This is a genomic window from Lentzea albidocapillata subsp. violacea, from assembly GCF_900100275.1.
Taxonomy (GTDB): domain Bacteria; phylum Actinomycetota; class Actinomycetes; order Mycobacteriales; family Pseudonocardiaceae; genus Lentzea; species Lentzea violacea.
On record NZ_FNET01000001.1, the window covers coordinates 656,529 to 675,314 of the forward strand.

The window sequence follows — 18,786 nt, forward strand, 5'->3', positions numbered from 1 at the left end:
GCCCTCGTGGCCGAGGCGTACATCATCGAGGCTGTGCGGACCCCGGCGGGCAGGCGTGGTGGCGAGCTGAGCCACGTGCACCCCGCCGATCTCGGTGCGCATGTGATCACGGCGCTGCTCAACCGCGTCGACGTCGACCCGACGGACGTGGACGACGTGATCTTCGGTTGCGTGGACACGGTCGGCCCGCAGGCGGGTGACATCGCGCGGACGTCCTGGCTGGCGGCCGGTTTCCCGGAGCAGGTGCCGGGCGTGACGGTCGACCGGCAGTGCGGATCGAGCCAGCAGGCGCTGCACTTCGCGGCGCAGGCGGTGATGAGCGGCACGGCCGACGTCGTGGTCGCGGGCGGCGTGCAGAACATGTCGCAGGTGCCGATCGGCTCGGCCATGACGGTCAGCCCGTTCGAGGGCTGCGAGGGCTGGCGGCACCGGTACGGCGACGAGGAGGTCAGCCAGTTCCGTGCGGCCGACCTGATCGCGGTGCGGTGGGACCTGTCGCGGCGCGAGATGGAGGACTTCGCGCTGCAGAGCCATCTGCGGGCGATCACCGCGATCAAGGAGGGCCGGTTCGACCGCGAGATCGCGCCGGTCAACGGGGTCGCGGCAGACGAGTGCCCGCGTCCGGACACCAGTGCGGAGAAGATGGCGAAGCTGCAGCCGTTGCGGCCGGGCGGGCGCACGACGGCGGCGTTGTCGTCGCAGATCTCCGACGGTGCCTCGGCGGTGCTGGTCGTGTCGGAACAGGCCGTGCGCGAGCACAGGCTGACGCCACGGGCCCGCGTGCACCACATGTCGGCCCGCGGCTCCGACCCGATCTACATGCTGACCGCGCCGATCCGAGCCACCCGGTACGCGCTGGAACGCGCCGGAATGTCCCTTTCGGACATCGACCTGTTCGAGATCAACGAGGCGTTCGCGTCGGTCGCCATGGCGTGGGCCAAAGAGCTCAAGATCGACATGGGACGCGTGAACGTCAACGGGGGCGCGCTCGCGCTGGGCCATCCGATCGGCGCGACGGGCACCAAGCTGTTCACGACGCTGCTGCACGAGCTGGAGCGGACCGGTGGGCGGTTCGGGCTGCAGACGATGTGCGAGGGCGGCGGTCAGGCGAACGTGACGATCATCGAACGTCTCTGAGCCGGTCGATCGCCGCCGCGGCGTCCTTGACGATCCCCTCGATCAGGTCCGCGCACGTGGGCAGGTCGCCCAGCAGCCCGGCGACCTGACCCGACGCGAGCACGCCCGCGTCCGTCCTGCCCTCGACGAGGCCGGCGCGCAGCAGCATCGGCGTGTTCGCGGCCATGATCACCTGCGACCACGTGAGGTCCTTGCCGTGCTTCATGGCCAGGCCCTCGCGGATCATCGCGCGCCAGCTCAGTCCGGTGTGGTGCCGGAACTTGGCCGCGTTGGTCACGGCCCTCGCCAGGCTGCTGACCCGACCGGACTTCTCGAGGTGCTCGACGAGGTCCGACCGCAGGACCCGGTGCGGCAGGCCGTCGACGCGTGTGGTCACGACCGTGCCGTTCAGATCCCGTTGCAGGTACGCGTGTTTCACCGCGTCCGGGACCGTGCTCTCCTGGGTGAGCAGGAACCTGGTGCCCATCGCGATGCCAGCCGCGCCGTACGCGAGCGCGGCGGCCAGTCCCCGGCCGTCGAAGAAGCCACCGGCCGCGACCACCGGGATGTCGACGGCGTCCAGCACGCTCGGGAGCAGCAACGTCGTGGCGACGCCACCGGTGTGGCCGCCGCCTTCGCCGCCCTGCACGATCACGGCGTGGGCGCCCCACTTCGCGACCTTCTCGGCGTGCCGGGCCGCCCCGATCGACGGGATCACGACGACCCCGGCGTCGTTCAGCTTCGCGATCATGTCCGGTTTCGGGGCCAGCGCGAAGGAAGCGACCTTCACGCGTTCGCGGATCAGCAGGTCGATCCGTTCCGGAGCGTCGTGCGCGTCCGCTCTCAGGTTCACGCCGAACGGCTCGGACGTGCGGGAGCGGGTCTCCTTGATCGCGGCTTCGAGCTCGGCGTACGTCATGGTGGCGGAGGCCAGGATGCCGAGCCCGCCCGCCTCGGCGGTCGCGGAGACCAGGCGTGGCCCCGCGACCCAGCCCATCCCGGTCTGCACCACCGGGTGCCGGACGCCGACCAGGTCGGTGAGCGCGGTCCTCACTGCGGGACTTCCCTGTCCCGCTTGCTGCCCGGATCGAGCCTGGTCCGGATCAGCTCCAGCTCCTCGTCGGTCGGGAGCCGGGTCTCGGTGACGTCCTGGACGACGAGCGGGAACGACGTCTGCTTCTGGACCTCGTCGACCGACACACCGGGATGCACGGAGACGACGCGCATCGAGTGATCAGGGGTGTCGAAGTCGAGTACAGCGAGGTTCGTGACGACGCGGTGGACGTCGTGGAACGGCCCGGCCGCACGGTCGTAGCCGACGCCGGACACCACGTCCACGGCCTCGACCAGCACCCGCGTGCTGTGCCGGGGCACCCAGTAGCTGGTGCGGTGGTTGACGGTGTTGCCGGGAGCGCCGCGGAACCCGAGCAACTGCCGGGTGGGCCTCGCGTGGTCGCCGATCGCGGAGATGTTCTGGTTGCCGAACCTGTCGACCTGGTTCGCGCCCATCACGACGTGCCGGCGGCCGTGCGCGACTACGTCGAACACCTTCCGGTACGGCAGCCAGCCCTCCACAGTGGACTGGGGCGTCAGCAGGAACGCCTCGCCGTCGCTGAGCAGGAGGTCGGGCTCGGTGGTCAGGCGGGCGAGTTTCGCGCCGAGGGACGGGATGAGGCCCATCGGGCTGGCGAGCGTCTCCCCGGCCCCGAGGAACAGGTCGGCACACGCGGCCACGCAGACCTCGGCTCTCGTGATGTCGCTCATCCCACGAACCTCTCGTAGAAGTCCGGCCATTTCTCCAGGTCAGAGGCTGCTTCCGCGTACTCGCGCTGGAGAGCCTCGTCGCGGCCGTAGTCGGGTACGCAGCTGGTGAACCCCGCTCCGCCGGGTGCTTCCACCACACCGTCGACCATCATCCGGTTGAGCAGCAACGTCTGCGGCGGCCCGTCGAACGTCTCCACGATCTGCTCGCACGACACGTATCGCCGGTCCGCGGCCAGGCAGAACAGGTCGTCGAAGTACGGGTCGGGCCCGAGGTACTGGGCGTTGCCGTGCCTGTCGGCGCGGTTGAGGTGGACCAGGGCCACGTCGAGCTTCAACGCCGGCATCGCGACCAGTTCTTCGCCGTCGTCGTAGGGCGACCTGATGGTCTTGAGTTCCGGCGCGTACTTCAGCACGTCCGAGCCGAGACCCGCCCTGATCGGCAGGAACGGCAACCGGTGCCCGGCAGCGCGCAGCCCGGTCTGGAACATGCCCTCGTCCAGTTCCAGGACCTCGATCGAGGCGGTCTCGCGCGCCCGTTTGAACCACGGGTCGTAAGGGATCGAGTCGAGCGAGACGAAGCCGTAGACCAGCTTGCGGACCTTGCCCGCCGCGCACAGCAGCCCGGCATCGGGTCCGCCGTACGTAACGACGGTGAGGTCTTTGACGCCGGATCGCAGCAGAGCCTTGACCAAGGCCATCGGCTTGCGCCGTGAGCCCCAGCCGCCGATGCCGACGGTCATCCCGTCCTTGATCTCGCCGACGACCTCGTCAGCTGTCATTCGCTTGTCGCGCATGGTCTCCGTCCAGGAAAGCCTGCCGGGCGTGGTCCGACACGCCGGTGAGGTTCAGCTCGAAGGTGAAGCCCTGCTCGAAGCGGTAGCTCTGGTGCACGCGCTGCGGGTCGATGCCGTTGATGGCCTCCTTGGCCGCGCGGATCACCGACGTGTCCTTCTTCGCGATCTCCTTGGCGATCTCGCGCGCCGCGTCGTCGAGCTGTGCGCGCGGCACGACCTCGACGACGCTGCCGTGGTGGTGCAAGGTCTGCGCGCTGACGTTGCGCGCCGTGTAGTAGAGCGTCCGCATCAGGTGTTGCGGCACGAGCCGGGCCAGGTGCGTGGCCGCGCCGAGCGCGCCCCGATCGACCTCGGGCAGCCCGAACGTGGCGTCGTCGGACGCCACGATGATGTCCGCGTTGCCGACCAGCCCGACGCCGCCACCGAGGCAGAACCCGTTCACCGCGGCGATCACCGGCACCTCGCAGTCGTACACGGCCGCGAAAGCCTTGGCGCAACCCCGGTTCGCCGCCACCAGCGCGTTGTAGCCCTCGGCCCGCTGGATCTCCTTGAGGTCGACGCCCGCGCAGAAGCCACGGTTCTCGGCCCTCAGGATCACCACCCGTGCCTCCGGGTACTCACCCGCGGCCGTGACGGCCCTGGCCAGCTCGAACCAGCCCTGCGAGGGAATGGCGTTGACCGGGGGATAGTCGACGGTCACCTCGATGATGCCGTTTTCGGTGTGGCTGCTGGAGATTCCCATGGAGCCGCCTTCCGAACCAAGCGATTGCTTGGTAACTTAGCAGTGCCGGAGCGAGCGGGGTAGGTGCTGGTGGAACTGGACCTCGACGGAGCAGTGGTTCTGGTGACGGGCGGCGTGCGGGGTGTCGGTCTCGGCATCACCCGTGCGTTTCTTGCCGCCGGAGCTGTCGTCGTGACGTGTGCTCGGCGTCCGGCGGAGGTGGAGGGCGCGTCGTTCGTGCCGTGCGACGTGCGCGATGCGGATCAGGTCTCTGAGCTGGTGGCCGGGATCGTCGCCGAGCACGGCCGGCTCGACGTCGTGGTCAACAATGCCGGTGGGGCGCCGTTCGCGTTGGCGGACAAGGCCTCGCCGCGGTTCCACGCGAAGATCGTCGAGCTGAACCTGCTGGCGCCGTTGCTGGTGTCCCAGGCGGCGAACGCGGTCATGCAGAAGCAGGATTCAGGCGGGGCGATCGTGAACGTGAGCAGCGTCAGCGGACGGCGTCCGTCTCCCGGAACCGCCGCTTACGGCGCCGCGAAGGCCGGGCTCGACAACCTGACCTCGTCGCTGGCCGTCGAGTGGGCCCCAAAGGTGCGGGTCAACGCGCTGGCCGTCGGCATGGTGCGCACGGAGCAGTCGCATCTGCACTACGGCTCCGAGGCCGGGATCGAAGCCGTGGCGAAGACCGTGCCGTTGGGACGTCTCGCTTCGCCGGACGAGGTCGGCGCGTGCGCGGTGTTCCTGGCTTCACCGCTGGCGTCCTACGTCAGCGGCGCGACGTTGGTCGTGCACGGCGGGGGAGAGGCACCCGCGTTCCTGACCGCTGCCGATGGGGGCACTCCATGAACCGGGTTGTGATCGTGACAGGGGCCGGGCGTGGCATCGGCCGTGCCCACGCGCTGGCGTTCGGCGCCGCAGGGGCACGGGTCGTGGTGAACGACCTGTCCGCGGCGGTCGCGGGCGAGGTGGCGGCGCTGATCGGGCCACGGGCCGTCGTCAACACCGACGACGTCGGCACCTGGGCAGGTGCGAAACGGCTGGTCGACACCGCCGTGTCGGAGTTCGGCGGACTGGACGTGCTCGTCAACAACGCCGGCATCGTGCGGGACCGCATGGTCGTCGGCTGCAGCGAGGACGAGTGGGACGAGGTAGTCCGAGTTCACCTGAAGGGCCACTTCGCGACGCTGCACCACGCCGCCGCGCATTGGCGTGCCGTGCACAAGGCCGGTGGCGCGGTGTCCGGCCGGGTGATCAACACATCGTCCGGCGCCGGACTGTTCGGCAGCGTCGGGCAGGCGAACTACTCGGCGGCCAAGGCGGGCATCGCGTCGCTGACGCTGGTGGCGGCCGCCGAACTGGCCCGCTACGGCATCACGGTCAACGCGATCGCGCCGGCCGCCCGGACCAGGATGACCGAGGCGACGTTCGCGGACCTGATGGCGGCGCCGGAGGACGGGTTCGACGCGATGGCCCCGGAGAACATCTCGCCGCTGGTGGTGTGGCTCGGCAGCGAGGAGGCCGGGGACGTGACCGGGCGGATGTTCGAGGTCGACGGCGGACGCGTCTGCGTCGTGCACGGGTGGCAGCGCGGGCCGGAGATCGACAAGGGCGAGCGGTGGTCGCCGGAGGAGCTGGGCAGCGTCGTGCGGAAGCTGGTCGCCGACGATCACCCGACCCCGGTCTACGGAGCCGAGTAGCTTCGATCATGTGACCCGTCTGGACTCTTACAGGACCGTCTCGGCCGCGTTGTCCCTGCTCAGCGACGGCGAACTCGGTGACCTGGTGAACCGCGCCGAGCCGAGAGGGCCGGGAATCGGCGGGCCGACGGCGTTGGCGGACGTCGGCGGGACCCCGGTCTTCGTGAAGCGGCTGCCGCTGACCGACCTGGAACTGCGGCCAGAGAACGTCAGGTCCACGGCGAACCTCTACGACCTGCCCGTGCACGCCCATTACGGCGTCGGGCTGGTCGGGTCGGCAGGCTTCGGCGCCTGGCGTGAGCTGGCCGTGCACACCATGACGACGGACTGGGTGCTGGCGGGTGAGCACGAGGGCTTTCCGCTGACGTACCACTGGCGGGTCCTGCCGCACCCGGACCAGACGTTGTCCGCGGAACTGGATCAGGCGGTCGGCTACTGGGGACCGGAGGTGAGTCCCCGCATCGACGCGCTGAAGAAGTCGACCGCGAGCATCGCGCTCTTCCTGGAGTACGTCCCGCAGAACCTGCACGACTGGCTGAACGGCCAGGACGACCTCGAAACCGCCTGCGAGATGGTCGAACGGGAAATGACGGCCGGGGTGGAGTTCATGAACTCCCGCGGCCTGCTGCACTTCGACGGCCACTTCCAGAACGTCCTGACCGACGGCGAACGCGTGTACTTCGCCGACTACGGCCTCGCGATCTCCTCCCGGTTCGACCTGTCCGAGGAGGAGATCGCGTTCTTCGGCGAGAATCTGGACTACGACCGTTACTACACCGTCACGCACCTGGTGATGTGGTTCGCGTACCAGCTGCGCTCGCAGGGAGTTCCGCCACGGGTCGCGGCGATCCTCAACCGCCACAACGACGTCGCAGCAGTGATGAAGGACTTCTACCGCCGCTTCCAGCACGAGAGCCGGCGGACCCCGTACCCGGCCGCCGACCTCAGATCCGTTCGATGATCGTGCCGGTGGCCATGGCCCCACCCGCACACATCGTGATCAACGCGGTCGAAGCGTCCCTGCGCTCCAACTCGTGCAGCGCGGTCGTGATCAGCCGCGTCCCGGTGCTGCCCACGGGGTGGCCAAGAGCGATCGCACCACCGTTGACGTTGACCCGGTCCAGGTTCGGCCGGTGCACCGCCGCCCACGACAGCACGACGGACGCGAACGCCTCGTTGACCTCGAACAGGTCGATGTCGGCCATCTTCATGCCGCTGCGCTTCAGCAACCGCGCGGTGGCGTCGACCGGCCCGTCCAGGTGGTAGTACGGGTCCGACCCGACCAGGCACTGCGTGACGATCCGTGCGCGAGGGCGCAACCCATGAGCCCGTGCGAACTCCTCGTCGACGACCATCACGGCCGACGCGCCGTCCGAGATCTGCGACGACGTTCCGGCGGTGTGCACGCCGTCCGGTACGACGGCCTTCAAGGCTGCCAACGCCTCCAGTGACGTCTCGCGCAGGCCCTGGTCGGTGTCCACGAGGTCCTCGCCGACCTTCACCGGCACGACCTCGGCGGTGAACCGGCCCGCCGCCCACGCCGCCCGTGCCCGGTTCTGCGACTGGACGCCGAACCGGTCGACCTCCTCGCGCCCGATGCCGCGCCGTTCCGCGACCCGTTCGGCTGCCACGAACTGGTTGGGCAGGTCGATCGTCCACGAGTCGGGGCGCGGCATGCCGGTCTCGCCGATGTTGCTGCGTAACGGCACGCGGCTCATCGCCTCGACCCCGCACGCGATGCCGGCGTCGATGGCGCCGGCCGCGATCAGGCCGGCGATGAGGTGCGTGGACTGCTGGGCCGACCCGCACTGGGCGTCCACGGTGGTGCAGCCGGTGGTCTGTGGCAGGCCCGCGTGCAGCCAGGCCGTCCTGGTGATGTTGTTCGACTGCTCGCCCGCCTGGGTGACGGTGCCGCCGATGACCTGTTCGACGGTGGACGGATCGACACCCGTCCGGTCGAGCAGTCCCCGTTGTGCCGCGCCGAGGAGCTCGGCGGCGTGCAGGCCGGACAACCAGCCGTTCCGCCTGCCGATGGGCGTGCGCACCGCTCCCACGATCACCGGACTGCCCACGCGAGCCTCCTTCGCCAGAAAACTAGAACACGTTCCTGTCAGACTCCAGATTGGCCGCGTGGGGGCTTCAACACAAGCCGCAACCGTGTTTGAATCGGATAGAACGCGTTCCACCTAGGAGGTTCCTGTGGGCAAGCCGCGCATCCCGGATGGCTTCGACTTCACCGACCCCGACATGTACGCGAACCGGCTGCCGTTCGAGGAGTTCGCCGAACTGCGTCAGACCGCGCCGATCTGGTGGAACTCCAAGCCGCTGGGCGAGGGCGGGTTCCCGGACGAGGGCTTCTGGGTGGTGACGAAGCACCGTGACGTCAAGGAGATCTCGCGCAACAGCGAGCTGTTCTCCAGCCGCGAGAACACCGCGATCATCCGCTTCAAGGACGACATGCCGCGCGACAACATCGAGATGCAGCGGTTGTTGTTGCTGAACATGGATCCGCCGACGCACACGAAGCAGCGTGCGATCGTCTCGCGCGGGTTCACGCCTCGGGCGGTGAACAGCCTGCGGGAGGCACTCGCCTCGCGCGCCGAGCGGATCGTCGCGGAGGCGTTGGAGAAGGGGAGCGGGGACTTCGTCACGGACGTGGCCTGTGAGTTGCCGTTGCAGGCGATCGCGGAGCTCATCGGCATCCCGCAGGACGACCGCCGCAAGATCTTCGACTGGTCGAACCAGATGATCGCCTACGACGACCCCGAGTTCGAGATCGAACCGCTGACCGCCGCGACCGAGCTGCTCGGGTACTCGTGGACGATGGCGGAGGACCGCCGCAAGTGCCCACGCCAGGACATCGTCACGAAGCTGGTCCAGGCGGACGTGGACGGGGCCGGGCTGGCTTCCGAGGAGTTCGGCTTCTTCGTGCTGCTGCTCGCCGTGGCGGGCAACGAGACCACTCGCAACGCCATCACGCACGGCATGAAGGCGTTCTTCGACCACCCCGAGCAGTGGGAGCTGTACAAGGACTCCAGGCCTGCCACCGCCGGCGACGAGATCGTCCGGTGGGCCACGCCGGTGGTGTCGTTCCAGCGCACCGCGATGGCCGACACCGAACTCGGCGGCGTGGAGATCAAGCAGGGACAGCGCGTCGGGATGTTCTACTCGTCGGCCAACTTCGACGAGGAGGTCTTCGAGTCGCCGGAGATGTTCGACATCACCCGCGACCCCAACCCGCACCTCGGGTTCGGTGGCAGTGGCGCGCACTTCTGCATCGGTGCGAACCTCGCGCGGCTGGAGATCGACCTGATCTTCAACGCGATCGCGGACGCCATGCCGAACATCAGGCAGATCGAGGAACCGCGGCGACTGCGGTCCGGCTGGCTCAACGGCATCAAGGAGTTCCGCGTCCAGTACGCGTGAGAGACGACTGAGGCCCCTCCACCTGCGGGATGGAGGGGCCTCATGCTGTGTGGCGTCAGGCCTCGACGCGCAGAGTCGCGAGCGCTCGTTCGGTCTCCCAGAACGCCCGCATCGACTTGATCAGGCCGTCCTCGCCCACGTTGTAGACGAACACGCCCTCGGTGTCCACGCGCGCCCCACCGGGCAGGAACGCGCTGATCGTGCCCACGTTCGCGCACTCCGAGCCCGCCGCGAACGAGTCGTGCATCGCGAACTCGAACCGTTCGACGCCTGCGATCGCGAGGTCCCAGAAGGCCGCGATCGCCTCCCTGCCGTGATGGCCCTTGCCCTCCGCGTCGAACATCGACGGGCCCACCGGGTCCTCGACCACGGCGTCCTCGGCGAACAGGGCCAGCCACTCGTCCTTCGCACCGCGCGACACGCAGTCCATCGAACGCCACGAGGCCACGCGGGCAGGGGTTTCGGTCTTGGAAGCCGTCCAGGTAACTGCGGTCACGCGAACTCTCCGATCACCTCGTCGGCGAAGCGCCGAAGTCCGTCCTTCTTGGCCTGCAGGCTGCCGTCGAAGCCGACGCCGTAGAACAGCCAGGGCACGACGATCGTGTCGGTCACGCCGATCTCGTCGAGCTGCTGGTAGCCGTCGAGCCCGAACCGGTCGATGCACACGGCCTGGATCTCGAACGGCCGCTCGAAGCAGCCGAGATCGGTGAGCTGGGCGATCACCGACTTCAGCTCCTCGAACTTGATCATCGCCGATGTCCAGCCGTCGCCGACGCGAGCGGCGCGCTTCAGCGCGGCCGGGGAGTGGCCACCGACGTAGAACGGCACCGGCGAAGTGGGTGCCGGCGACATCTGCAACCGGTCGAAGTCGAAGTAGTCGCCGTGGTACTCGACCATTCCGCCGGCGAGCACGAGCTTCAGCACGTCGATCATCTCGTCCACGCGCGCGCCGCGGTTCTTGAACGGGACGCCGCACCACTCGAACTCCTCCGGCGACCAGCCGAGGCCCACGCCGAAGCCGAACCGGTTGCCGGTCAGGTGCGCGACCGAGCCGACCTGGCGGGCGAGCAGCAACGGGTTGCGGGAGCCCAGTTTCAGGACCTGCGTGTAGAAGCTGATCCGGGACGTCACCGCGCCCATCGCGGCGGCGGCGACGAACGGGTCCACCCACGGGGTGTCGGCGTTCCACATGCGGGAGCCGTCCGGGGTGTACGGGTAGTCCGCGGAGACCTTCTCCGAGAAGAACAGGGAGTCCGGCAGCGCGATCGAGGCGTAGCCGCACTCCTCGGCGCACCGGGCCAACTCGGTCAGCTGGTCGAGCGGGCTCATGGCGATGCCCACGGTGAACTTCACGGCTTCTCCGATCCGACGACCCACATGGCGAAGAACTGCGAACCACCGCCGTACGCGTGGCCCAGCGCGACCCGCGCGCCGTCGACCTGGTGCTCTCCCGCGGTGCCCATGACCTGCATGGCCGCTTCGGCGAAGCGCAGCAGACCGGAGGCGCCGATCGGGTTGGACGACAGCACGCCGCCGCTCGGGTTCACCGGCAGACGGCCGCCGATCTCGGTCTCGCCGGCCTCGGTGAGCTTCCAGCCCTGCCCGATGTCGGTGAAACCGAGGTTCTCGAGCCACATCGGCTCGAACCACGAGAACGGCACGTAGATCTCGGCGGCGTCCACTTCGGACAGCGGGTCGGTGATGCCCGCCTGCCTCCACAACGCCCTGGCGGCGTCCTGGCCCGCCCGCGGGTTGACCTGGTCGCGACCGGCGAACGTCGTGGGCTCGGTGCGCATCGCGGTCGCGCGGATCCAGGCTGCCTGGCCCGACGTCGGTTCCGAGGAGATGACGACCGCGCAGGCGCCGTCCGAGGACGGACACGTCTCGTCGTACCGGATCGGGTCCCACAGCATGGTGGACGCCTGCACCGACTCGACGGTGATGTCCGGTTGTTTCAGGTGCGCATAGGGATTGCGGGCACCGTTGCGACGGTCCTTGGCCGCGACCATCGCGCCGATGTGCTCGGGGGCGCTCGCCCGGCGGATGTAGGAACGCACGTGTGGCGCGAAGTAGCCGCCCGCGCCCGCGTGCACGGGCATGGTGAACGGCGTCGGCACGGACAGCGCCCACATCGCGTTCGACTCGGACTGCTTCTCGAACGCCACGGCCAAAACGCGGTCATGCACGCCGGACTGGACGAGTGAGGCCGCCACGTTGCCCGTGCTGCCGCCGACCGAACCGGCGGTGTGCACGCGCAGCAACGGTTTGCCGACCGCGCCCAGCGCGTCCGCGAGGAACAGTTCGGGCATCATCACGCCCTCGAACAGGTCCGGTGCCTTGCCGAGGACCACGGCGTCGATGTCGGACCAGTCCACGCCGGCGTCGGCCATCGCGCGGTCGATCGCCTCCCGGCACAGGCCGGCCATCGACACGTCGAGGCGCTTCGCGGCGTGGTGCGTCTGGCCGGTGCCGACCACTGCTGCCGGTCGCATCACTCACGCCCTTCCATCACGCAGACGAGGTTCTGCTGGAGCAACGGTCCGCTGGTGGCGTGCCCGAGAACCTTCTGAGCTGTGCCGTCGTGGATCCGGCGCGCGGCCTCGCCGATGCGCGCCAGCCCGGCCGCGAACATCGGGTTGCCCGCCAGCACGCCGCCGGACGGGTTCACGGTCACCTCGTCACCGAGCCCGAGTGCCTGGCGCAGCAGGATTTCCTGGTGGGTGAACGGCGCGTGCAGCTCCGCGACCTGCACGCCGCCGGCGCCCGCCGCTTTGCCTGCGGCCACGGCAGAGGGAGAGGTGGTCAGGTCGCGTGTGCCGAACGACGGCGAGTCGGTGCGGTGTTCGAAACCGGTGATCCACGCCGGACGTTCGCACAGCTCCCGCGCTTTGTCGCCTGCCGCCAGCACAATTGTCGCCGCGCCATCGGTGATCGGCGCGCAGTCGTGCCGCCGCAACGGATCCGCGACGTAGGGGAGGGCCAGCAGTTCGTCGGCGTCGACCTCGCCGGACAGCTGGGCGAGCGGGTTCGACAGGGCGGCGGAACGGCTCTGCGCGGCCACGGAGGCCATCGCGCGTTCGTCCCACAGGCCGTTCTCGATGCCCATTCGCGCCTGGATGCCCGCCAGGCCAAGAGAATCCGGCCACAGCGGTGTCACGAGGTACGGGTCTAGCTGCATCGCCATGACCCGGCGGAGCTGCCCGGCCGACGACTTGCCGAAGCCGTAGACCAGCGCGGTGTCGATCTCACCGCAGAGCAGCTTCACCCACGCCTCGTAGAGCGCCCAAGCGGCGTCCATCTCGACGTGCGACTCGGTGATCGGCGGGAAGGCGCCGATCGCGTCGACCGCCGAGACGAACGAGAACGCGCGCCCGGCCAGGTAGTCCGAGGAGCCCGAGCACCAGAACCCGATGTCGGTCTTGGTGATCCCGAGCCCGCCGAGCACCTCGTGGAAGATCGGCACCAGCATCTCGACACCGTTGGTGGTGCCATCGGTCTCGCGCACGCAGGGCGTCTGCGCGAAGCCGACTACCGCAATGTCACGCACGCGAGCCTCACAGGTGCTGGGAGTAGGAGTCGAACGGCGCGTCGGGCTCGCCGGACGGCTTGAAGTGGTCGATGTTCTGCATCGTGGGGCCCCACTCCTCGCGCGGCTTCCACACGGCCTCCACGCGCATGCCCATCCGGACGTCCTCGGGCGCGACGCCGAGCAGCAGGTGCAGGAACGGGATGTCGGCGCCGTCGAGCAGCACGTACGCCGAGACGTAGGGCGGCGGGATGCGCTGGCCGAGGAACGGCACGTTGACCACGCAGTACGTCGTGATGGTGCCGTGGTCGGACAGCTCGATCTGGTCCGTCGTCGGCACGCCGTCCACGGGACAGGCCGGGCGCGGCGGGAAGTAGACCTTCTCGCACACCGGGCAGCGCTGGGCGATCAGCCTGCCTTCCATGAGACCGCGCAGGAACGGGTCCTCGGTCGGTGACGCCGAGTGGGTGTAGTGCAGGTTCACCGGCGTCGTGACCATGGTGACGTCGTCGGCTTCCGTGGGCGGGTCGGCCGGCTCGTCGGAGATCTCGAAGCACTCGATGTCGGTGATCGCGCCGACGCGTTCGTTGCGCCACCTTGCGCGCACACGTGTTCCGGTCGCCATCCGATCCGGCGAGCCGGCGTCGACGGCGTGCAGCAGTGAGGTGTCCGCGCCGTCGAGCTGGATGAGCGCCCACGCGAACGGCCGGTCGAGCGGCTGCCCTTCGAGGGGCTCGGGAATCCACGACCACCCGCGCACGACACCGGTCGCCGTCACGTCCACGAACTCGTGCAGACGTTCGGCGGTCACGGGGTCGTACTCGAGCGGCGGCACGTGCACACGCCCGTCGCTGCCACGGATCCCGGTCACCCTGCGGCGGCGGAGATCCGAGAGGAACCGGCCCAGCGTCGGGCCGAGGGAGCGCGTGTAGTCGAAGCCAACGTCGAGCGGAGCACTCAGCGGCCGAGTCACAGATCAAAGTGAAACAGGTTCTCGAAATGGTGGCAAGATGGGTGCATGAAGCTCGGTCTGCAGCTCGGGTACTGGGGCGCCGGTCCGCCTCAGAACGCCGCCGAACTCGTGGCGGCGGCGGAGGAGTTCGGCTTCGACGCGGTGTTCGCCGCCGAGGCGTGGGGCTCGGACGCGTTCACACCCTTGGCGTGGTGGGGTTCCGGGACTTCGCGCGTGCGGCTCGGTACGTCCGTCGTGCAGATGTCGGCCCGTACGCCGGCTGCCTGCGCGATGCACGCGCTGACCTTGGACCACCTCTCCGGCGGGCGATTCGTGCTCGGTCTGGGTGTGTCCGGCCCGCAGGTCGTGGAGGGCTGGTACGGACGGCCGTTCGCGAAACCCCTGGCCAGGACCAGGGAGTACGTGTCGATCCTGCGGCAGGTGATGGCCCGCGAAGCGCCCGTGCGCAACGACGGCCCGCACTACCCGTTGCCCTATCAGGGACCCGGCGCTCTGGGGCTCGGCAAACCCCTCAAGCCCATCACCCACCCGCTGCGCGCTGACCTGCCCATTTGGCTCGGTGCGGAGGGTCCGAAGAACGTCGCGCTGACGTCGGAGATCGCGGACGGGTGGCTCGCCATCTACTACGCGCCCCGGCTTGCCGGCATGTACGACGAGTGGTTGGACGAGGGGTTCGCCAAGTCAGGCCGTAGCAGGGAGAACTTCGAGGTCGCGGCCACCTGCCAGGTCGTCGTGACGGATGATCCGGCCTCGGTCAGGGCGATGCTGAAACCGTTCGTCGCTTTGTACATCGGCGGAATGGGCGCGCCTGGCATGAACTTCCACGCGGAGGTGTTCACCCGCATGGGATACGGCGAGGTCGTCGAGGACGTCGGCAGGCTCTTCCAGGCCGGGCGCAAGGACGAGGCGGCACAGGTGGTCCCGGACGAGCTGGTGGCCGAGATCAGCATCGTCGGCAACGCCGAGCACGTGCGCGACGAGGTTCGCCGGTGGGAGAAGGCCGGCGTCACAACGCTGCTCGTCGGATGCCGCGACGTTGCCTCGATCAAGGCCTTGTCGGAGGCTTGTCAGTAGGTGAAACGCGTTCTACTTTGAGGGTGTGGTCACAGGACTCTGGAACATCGCTGCCGATCAGCCGGACCTGACCGCGCTGGTCGATCCGAGTGGTCGAGAGATCACCTACTCGGAGCTCGCGGGCACCGCGAACCGCTACGGACGCGGGTTCCGGGCCCTGGGGCTCGAACCCGGCGACAGCATCGTGCTGATGCTGCCCAACAGCGCCGACCTGGTGGCGGTGTACTTCGCCGCCTACCAGACCGGCCTCTACGTCGTGATGGCCAACTGGCACCTCACCGGGGCCGAGGTCGCGTACCTCCTGCAGGACAGCGGTGCCAAGGCTTTCGTCACCCACGAACGGTTCGCCGCGGCGGCCGTCGAAGCCGCGGCGGGCCTTCCGTCCGAGGCGCGGTTCGCCGTCGGTGAGATCGCGGACTTCACGCCGCTGGCGAAGCTCGGCGAGGGCGAGGAAGGCAGGCCCGACGGCCGCACCGCGGGGTCTCCGATGCTCTACACCTCCGGCACGACCGGCCGGCCCAAGGGTGTGCGCAGGCCGTTGACCGGTGCCGACCCGGACGTCGTGCCGCCGTCCGCCGCCTGGTTCTTCGGCATCTTCGGCATCAAGCCGCACGACGGGCACGTGCACCTGTGCGGGTCGCCGCTCTACCACACCGCGGTGCTCAACTTCGTCGTCATCTCGATCCAGCTCGGCCACACCACCGTGCTCATGGACCACTGGGCGCCGGAGGACATGCTGCGGCTGATCGAACGGCACAAGGTCACCCACAGCCACATGGTGCCGACCCAGTTCCACCGGTTGCTGGCTCTGCCGGACGACGTGAAAGCCAAGTACGACATGGGTTCGCTGCGTGCGATGATCCACGGCGCGGCGCCGTGCCCGCTGGAGGTCAAGCGCCGCATGCTCGACTGGTGGGGGCCGGTCGTGATCGAGTACTACGCGGCCACCGAGGGCGGTGGCACCGCGATCACCGCTCAGGAGTGGCTGCGCAAGCCGGGATCGGTCGGTCTGCCGTGGCCGACGTCCGAGATCAGGATCCTGGGCGAGGACGGCACCGAGCTGCCCGTCGGCGAGCAGGGCCTGGTCTACATGCGGATGGGCGACGCGACGTTCGAGTACCACAAGGACGCGGAGAAGACCCGGGCCGCACGCGTCGGCAAGCTGTTCACGTTGCAGGACATCGGCTATCTGGACGAGGACGGCTACCTGTTCCTGTGCGACCGCAAGAACGACATGATCATCTCCGGCGGTGTGAACATCTACCCGGCGGAGATCGAGGGCGAGCTGATCTGCCACCCCAAGGTCGCGGACGTGGCGGTGTTCGGCGTGCCGCATCCGGACTGGGGTGAGGCGATCAAGGCCGTGGTGCAGCCTGCGGACGGGATCGAGGTTTCCGAGGAACTGACCGAGGAACTGCTGGAGTTCGCGCGGACCCGTCTCGCGAAGTTCAAGCTGCCACGGACGATCGAGTATCTCGCCGAACTTCCGCGCGACCCGAACGGCAAGCTGTACAAGCGGAAGCTGCGCGATGCGTGACGCGATCAGGATGACGGCCGCCGAGGTCGAGACCTTCCTCCAGGGCCAGAAGACGTTGATCGTCGCCACCATCGGCCGCAACGGCCTTCCGCACCTCGCGCCGATGTGGTTCGCGTGGGTGGACGGCGAGCTCGTGTTCTGCACGGACCGCAAGTCGCAGAAGATCCTGAACCTGCAACGCGATCCGCGCTGCAGCGTGCTGGCTGAGGCGGGGGAGAGCTACGACCAGCTGCGCGGCGTGCACATGGAGGGCGTCACCGAGTTCACCCCGGACCTCGGCCGGGTCGTGGACGCCGTGGTGGAGCGCAACTTCGGTGAGGTCGGGGACGATCCCGAAGCCCGCGAAGCCCTGCGCAAGGCGATGTCGAGGCGCGTCGCCGTGATCTTCCGTCCGACCAAGATCGCCAGCTGGGACCACCGGAAGACGATGTCTGGAGTGAACCCGTGAACCTGAACCGCCGTCAGGTGCTCGCCGGAGCCGGTCTCGCGCTGGCGTCCGGACTGGTCAGGCCCGCCACCGCCTCCGCCGATCTCGGCGAGTTCGACGTCGTGGTGGTCGGCGCGGGCGCGGCGGGCATGACCGCCGCGCTGACCGCCGCCAAACGCGGCCTGAGCTGCGTGGTCGTGGAGAAGGCGCCGACCTACGGTGGCTCGGCCGCTCGCTCGGGCGCGGGCATCTGGATCCCCAACAACGAGGTGATCCTGGCGGCGGGCGTTCCGGACACACCCGCGAAGGCCGCGCAGTACCTGGCGGCGGTCGTCGGCGACATCCCGCTCGTGCGGCAGCAGGCCTACCTGACGCACGGGCCGCAGATGATCTCGTTCGTCATGCGCAACAGCCCGCTGCGCTTCCGGCACATGGACGGCTACAGCGACTACTACCCGGAGTACCCCGGCGGCATCGTGAAGGGCCGTTCGATCGAGCCGGAGATGCTCGACGGCCGGGTCCTCGGCGCCGAACTGGCGAACCTGAACGCCCCCTACCTGGCCACACCGGCCGGCATGGTGATCTACGGCGCGGACTACAAGTGGCTCGCGCTGGCCCTCGTCAACGCGAAGGGCGCGGCGACCGCGGCCGCTGCCCTGGCGCGCGGCACCGCGGCCGCCCTGGCCGGGCAGAAGCCGCTGACCATGGGCCAGGCACTGGCCGGTGGTCTGCGGGCCGGTCTGCTGCAGTCGAACGTCCCGGTGTGGCTGAACACCGGTCTGGCAGACCTGATCGTGGAGAACGGCGCCGTCAAGGGAGTGCTGACCTCGCGGGGTGCCGTGCGCGCACGACGTGGCGTGATCATGGGTTCCGGCGGCTTCGAACACAACGCGGCGATGCGCGCCCAGTACCAGCGCCAGCCGATCGGTACTCAGTGGACGGTCGGCGCGAAGGAGAACACCGGCGACGGCCACCGCGCGGGCCAGCGGGCGGGCGCGGCGCTCGACCTGATGGACGACGCCTGGTGGGGCCCGGCGATCCCGGTGCCCGGCACCCCGTACTTCTGCCTCGCCGAACGCACGCTGCCCGGCGGCCTGATGATCAACGCGGCCGGCCGCCGCTTCGTCAACGAGGCCGCGCCCTACAGCGACGTCGTGCACGTCATGTACGACAAGAACCCGGTAGACCCGTGCATCCCGGCCTGGCTCGTCGTCGACCAGAACTACCGCAACAGGTACCTCTTCGCCGACGTGGCACCGACCCTGCCGCTGCCGGACGGCTGGTACCAGTCCGGCGCCGTGGTGAGGAACTGGTCCCTCGACGGCCTGGCCTCGGCCATCGGCGTCCCCGGCGCGAACCTCAAATCGACCGTCAGCCGGTTCAACAACCAGGCCCTGAGCGGTCGCGACCCCGACTTCAAGCGCGGCGACAGCGCGTACGACCACTACTACACCGACCCGGCCGTCTTCCCGAACTCGTGCCTCGCCCCGCTGTGGGCGCCGCCGTTCTACGCCTTCAAGATCGTGCCAGGCGACCTCGGCACCAAGGGCGGTCTCGTGACGGATGCGCGGGCCCGTGTGCTGCGGCCGGACGGCTCGGTGATCCCCGGGCTGTACGCGGCGGGCAACGTCAGTTCGGCCGTGATGGGGCGGAGTTATGCCGGGGCGGGGTCGACGATCGGGCCCGCCATGACGTTCGGGTACATCGCGGCCAACGACGTGTAGGGACAGC

General features: G+C 69.1%; 19 protein-coding genes. 9 read left to right on the forward strand and 10 right to left on the reverse strand.

Going from position 1 to position 18,786, the window contains the following annotated elements:
- Nucleotides 1-6 precede the first annotated feature (6 nt).
- Nucleotides 7-1,137: an acetyl-CoA C-acetyltransferase gene (locus BLR21_RS02710; RefSeq protein ID WP_090004010.1), complete on the forward strand. Its 1,131-nt coding sequence runs from the start codon at nt 7-9 to the stop codon at nt 1,135-1,137.
- On the opposite strand, the gene BLR21_RS02715 is transcribed toward BLR21_RS02710, so the two are convergent.
- The 4 genes from BLR21_RS02715 to BLR21_RS02730 are packed head-to-tail and all read right to left on the reverse strand — an operon-like array spanning nt 1,121 to nt 4,416.
- Nucleotides 1,121-2,170 carry an NAD(P)H-dependent flavin oxidoreductase gene (locus BLR21_RS02715; RefSeq protein WP_090004011.1) on the reverse strand — a complete coding sequence of 350 codons (1,050 nt, stop codon included), beginning with the start codon at nt 2,168-2,170 and terminating at the stop codon, nt 1,121-1,123. The two genes, BLR21_RS02710 and BLR21_RS02715, sit on opposite strands and share 17 nt — an antisense overlap.
- Entirely contained in the window at nt 2,167-2,880 is a 714-nt protein-coding gene (locus BLR21_RS02720; protein WP_090004012.1) for a CoA-transferase subunit beta, read from the reverse strand. The genes BLR21_RS02715 and BLR21_RS02720 overlap by 4 nt, the downstream gene beginning before the upstream one ends.
- Nucleotides 2,877-3,674, reverse strand: a complete 798-nt coding sequence (locus BLR21_RS02725) for a CoA transferase subunit A (RefSeq protein WP_090004013.1) — start codon at nt 3,672-3,674, stop codon at nt 2,877-2,879. Before BLR21_RS02725 ends, BLR21_RS02720 begins: the two co-directional genes overlap by 4 nt.
- On the reverse strand, nt 3,649-4,416 hold the full coding sequence (locus BLR21_RS02730) for an enoyl-CoA hydratase family protein (protein WP_090004014.1): 768 nt from the start codon (nt 4,414-4,416) through the stop codon (nt 3,649-3,651). The genes BLR21_RS02725 and BLR21_RS02730 overlap by 26 nt, the downstream gene beginning before the upstream one ends.
- 63 nt (nt 4,417-4,479) lie before the next feature.
- Between BLR21_RS02730 and BLR21_RS02735 the strand changes: the two genes are divergently transcribed.
- From BLR21_RS02735 to BLR21_RS02745, 3 genes are read left to right on the forward strand one after another with little or no spacing between them, the layout of a single operon-like run.
- Entirely contained in the window at nt 4,480-5,241 is a 762-nt protein-coding gene (locus BLR21_RS02735) for an SDR family oxidoreductase (protein WP_090004015.1), read from the forward strand.
- Entirely contained in the window at nt 5,238-6,092 is an 855-nt protein-coding gene (locus BLR21_RS02740) for an SDR family oxidoreductase (RefSeq protein ID WP_090004016.1), read from the forward strand. Before BLR21_RS02735 ends, BLR21_RS02740 begins: the two co-directional genes overlap by 4 nt.
- Before the next feature lie 10 nt (nt 6,093-6,102).
- Nucleotides 6,103-7,053: a BUD32 family EKC/KEOPS complex subunit gene (locus BLR21_RS02745; protein ID WP_090004017.1), complete on the forward strand. Its 951-nt coding sequence runs from the start codon at nt 6,103-6,105 to the stop codon at nt 7,051-7,053.
- On the opposite strand, the gene BLR21_RS02750 is transcribed toward BLR21_RS02745, so the two are convergent.
- Nucleotides 7,037-8,164 (reverse strand): steroid 3-ketoacyl-CoA thiolase, encoded by a 1,128-nt coding sequence (locus BLR21_RS02750; protein WP_090004018.1) that lies wholly within the window; start codon nt 8,162-8,164, stop codon nt 7,037-7,039. The two genes, BLR21_RS02745 and BLR21_RS02750, sit on opposite strands and share 17 nt — an antisense overlap.
- Before the next feature lie 127 nt (nt 8,165-8,291).
- Here BLR21_RS02750 and BLR21_RS02755 point away from each other — a divergent pair, with 127 nt between their 5' ends.
- Nucleotides 8,292-9,518, forward strand: a complete 1,227-nt coding sequence (locus BLR21_RS02755) for a cytochrome P450 (RefSeq protein ID WP_090004019.1) — start codon at nt 8,292-8,294, stop codon at nt 9,516-9,518.
- 55 nt (nt 9,519-9,573) lie between these two features.
- On the opposite strand, the gene BLR21_RS02760 is transcribed toward BLR21_RS02755, so the two are convergent.
- From BLR21_RS02760 to BLR21_RS02780, 5 genes are read right to left on the reverse strand one after another with little or no spacing between them, the layout of a single operon-like run.
- A complete protein-coding gene (locus BLR21_RS02760; RefSeq protein ID WP_256334403.1) occupies nt 9,574-10,014 on the reverse strand; it encodes a nuclear transport factor 2 family protein in 441 nt (146 codons plus the stop codon).
- Nucleotides 10,011-10,871: a TIGR03619 family F420-dependent LLM class oxidoreductase gene (locus tag BLR21_RS02765; RefSeq protein WP_090004020.1), complete on the reverse strand. Its 861-nt coding sequence runs from the start codon at nt 10,869-10,871 to the stop codon at nt 10,011-10,013. Before BLR21_RS02765 ends, BLR21_RS02760 begins: the two co-directional genes overlap by 4 nt.
- Entirely contained in the window at nt 10,868-12,010 is a 1,143-nt protein-coding gene (locus BLR21_RS02770) for a thiolase domain-containing protein (RefSeq protein ID WP_090004469.1), read from the reverse strand. The genes BLR21_RS02765 and BLR21_RS02770 overlap by 4 nt, the downstream gene beginning before the upstream one ends.
- A complete protein-coding gene (locus BLR21_RS02775; RefSeq protein WP_090004021.1) occupies nt 12,010-13,065 on the reverse strand; it encodes a thiolase domain-containing protein in 1,056 nt (351 codons plus the stop codon). Before BLR21_RS02775 ends, BLR21_RS02770 begins: the two co-directional genes overlap by 1 nt.
- Nucleotides 13,066-13,072: 7 nt before the next feature.
- The gene (locus BLR21_RS02780) at nt 13,073-14,017 is read right to left on the reverse strand and encodes a Zn-ribbon domain-containing OB-fold protein (RefSeq protein WP_090004022.1); all 945 of its coding nucleotides are present in this window, start codon (nt 14,015-14,017) and stop codon (nt 13,073-13,075) included.
- Between the two features lie 45 nt (nt 14,018-14,062).
- Between BLR21_RS02780 and BLR21_RS02785 the strand changes: the two genes are divergently transcribed.
- Genes BLR21_RS02785 through kstD form a run of 4 tightly spaced genes read left to right on the forward strand, consistent with a single transcriptional unit; the run spans nt 14,063 to nt 18,779 of the window.
- Complete coding sequence (locus tag BLR21_RS02785) at nt 14,063-15,091, forward strand: LLM class F420-dependent oxidoreductase (RefSeq protein ID WP_090004023.1); 1,029 nt, start codon at nt 14,063-14,065, stop codon at nt 15,089-15,091.
- 25 nt (nt 15,092-15,116) lie between these two features.
- Entirely contained in the window at nt 15,117-16,628 is a 1,512-nt protein-coding gene (locus tag BLR21_RS02790) for an acyl-CoA synthetase (RefSeq protein ID WP_090004024.1), read from the forward strand.
- Complete coding sequence (locus BLR21_RS02795; RefSeq protein WP_090004025.1) at nt 16,621-17,076, forward strand: pyridoxamine 5'-phosphate oxidase family protein; 456 nt, start codon at nt 16,621-16,623, stop codon at nt 17,074-17,076. Before BLR21_RS02790 ends, BLR21_RS02795 begins: the two co-directional genes overlap by 8 nt.
- Complete coding sequence (kstD, locus tag BLR21_RS02800) at nt 17,073-18,779, forward strand: 3-oxosteroid 1-dehydrogenase (protein ID WP_090004026.1); 1,707 nt, start codon at nt 17,073-17,075, stop codon at nt 18,777-18,779. Before BLR21_RS02795 ends, kstD begins: the two co-directional genes overlap by 4 nt.
- The last annotated feature ends 7 nt before the right edge of the window (nt 18,780-18,786 follow it).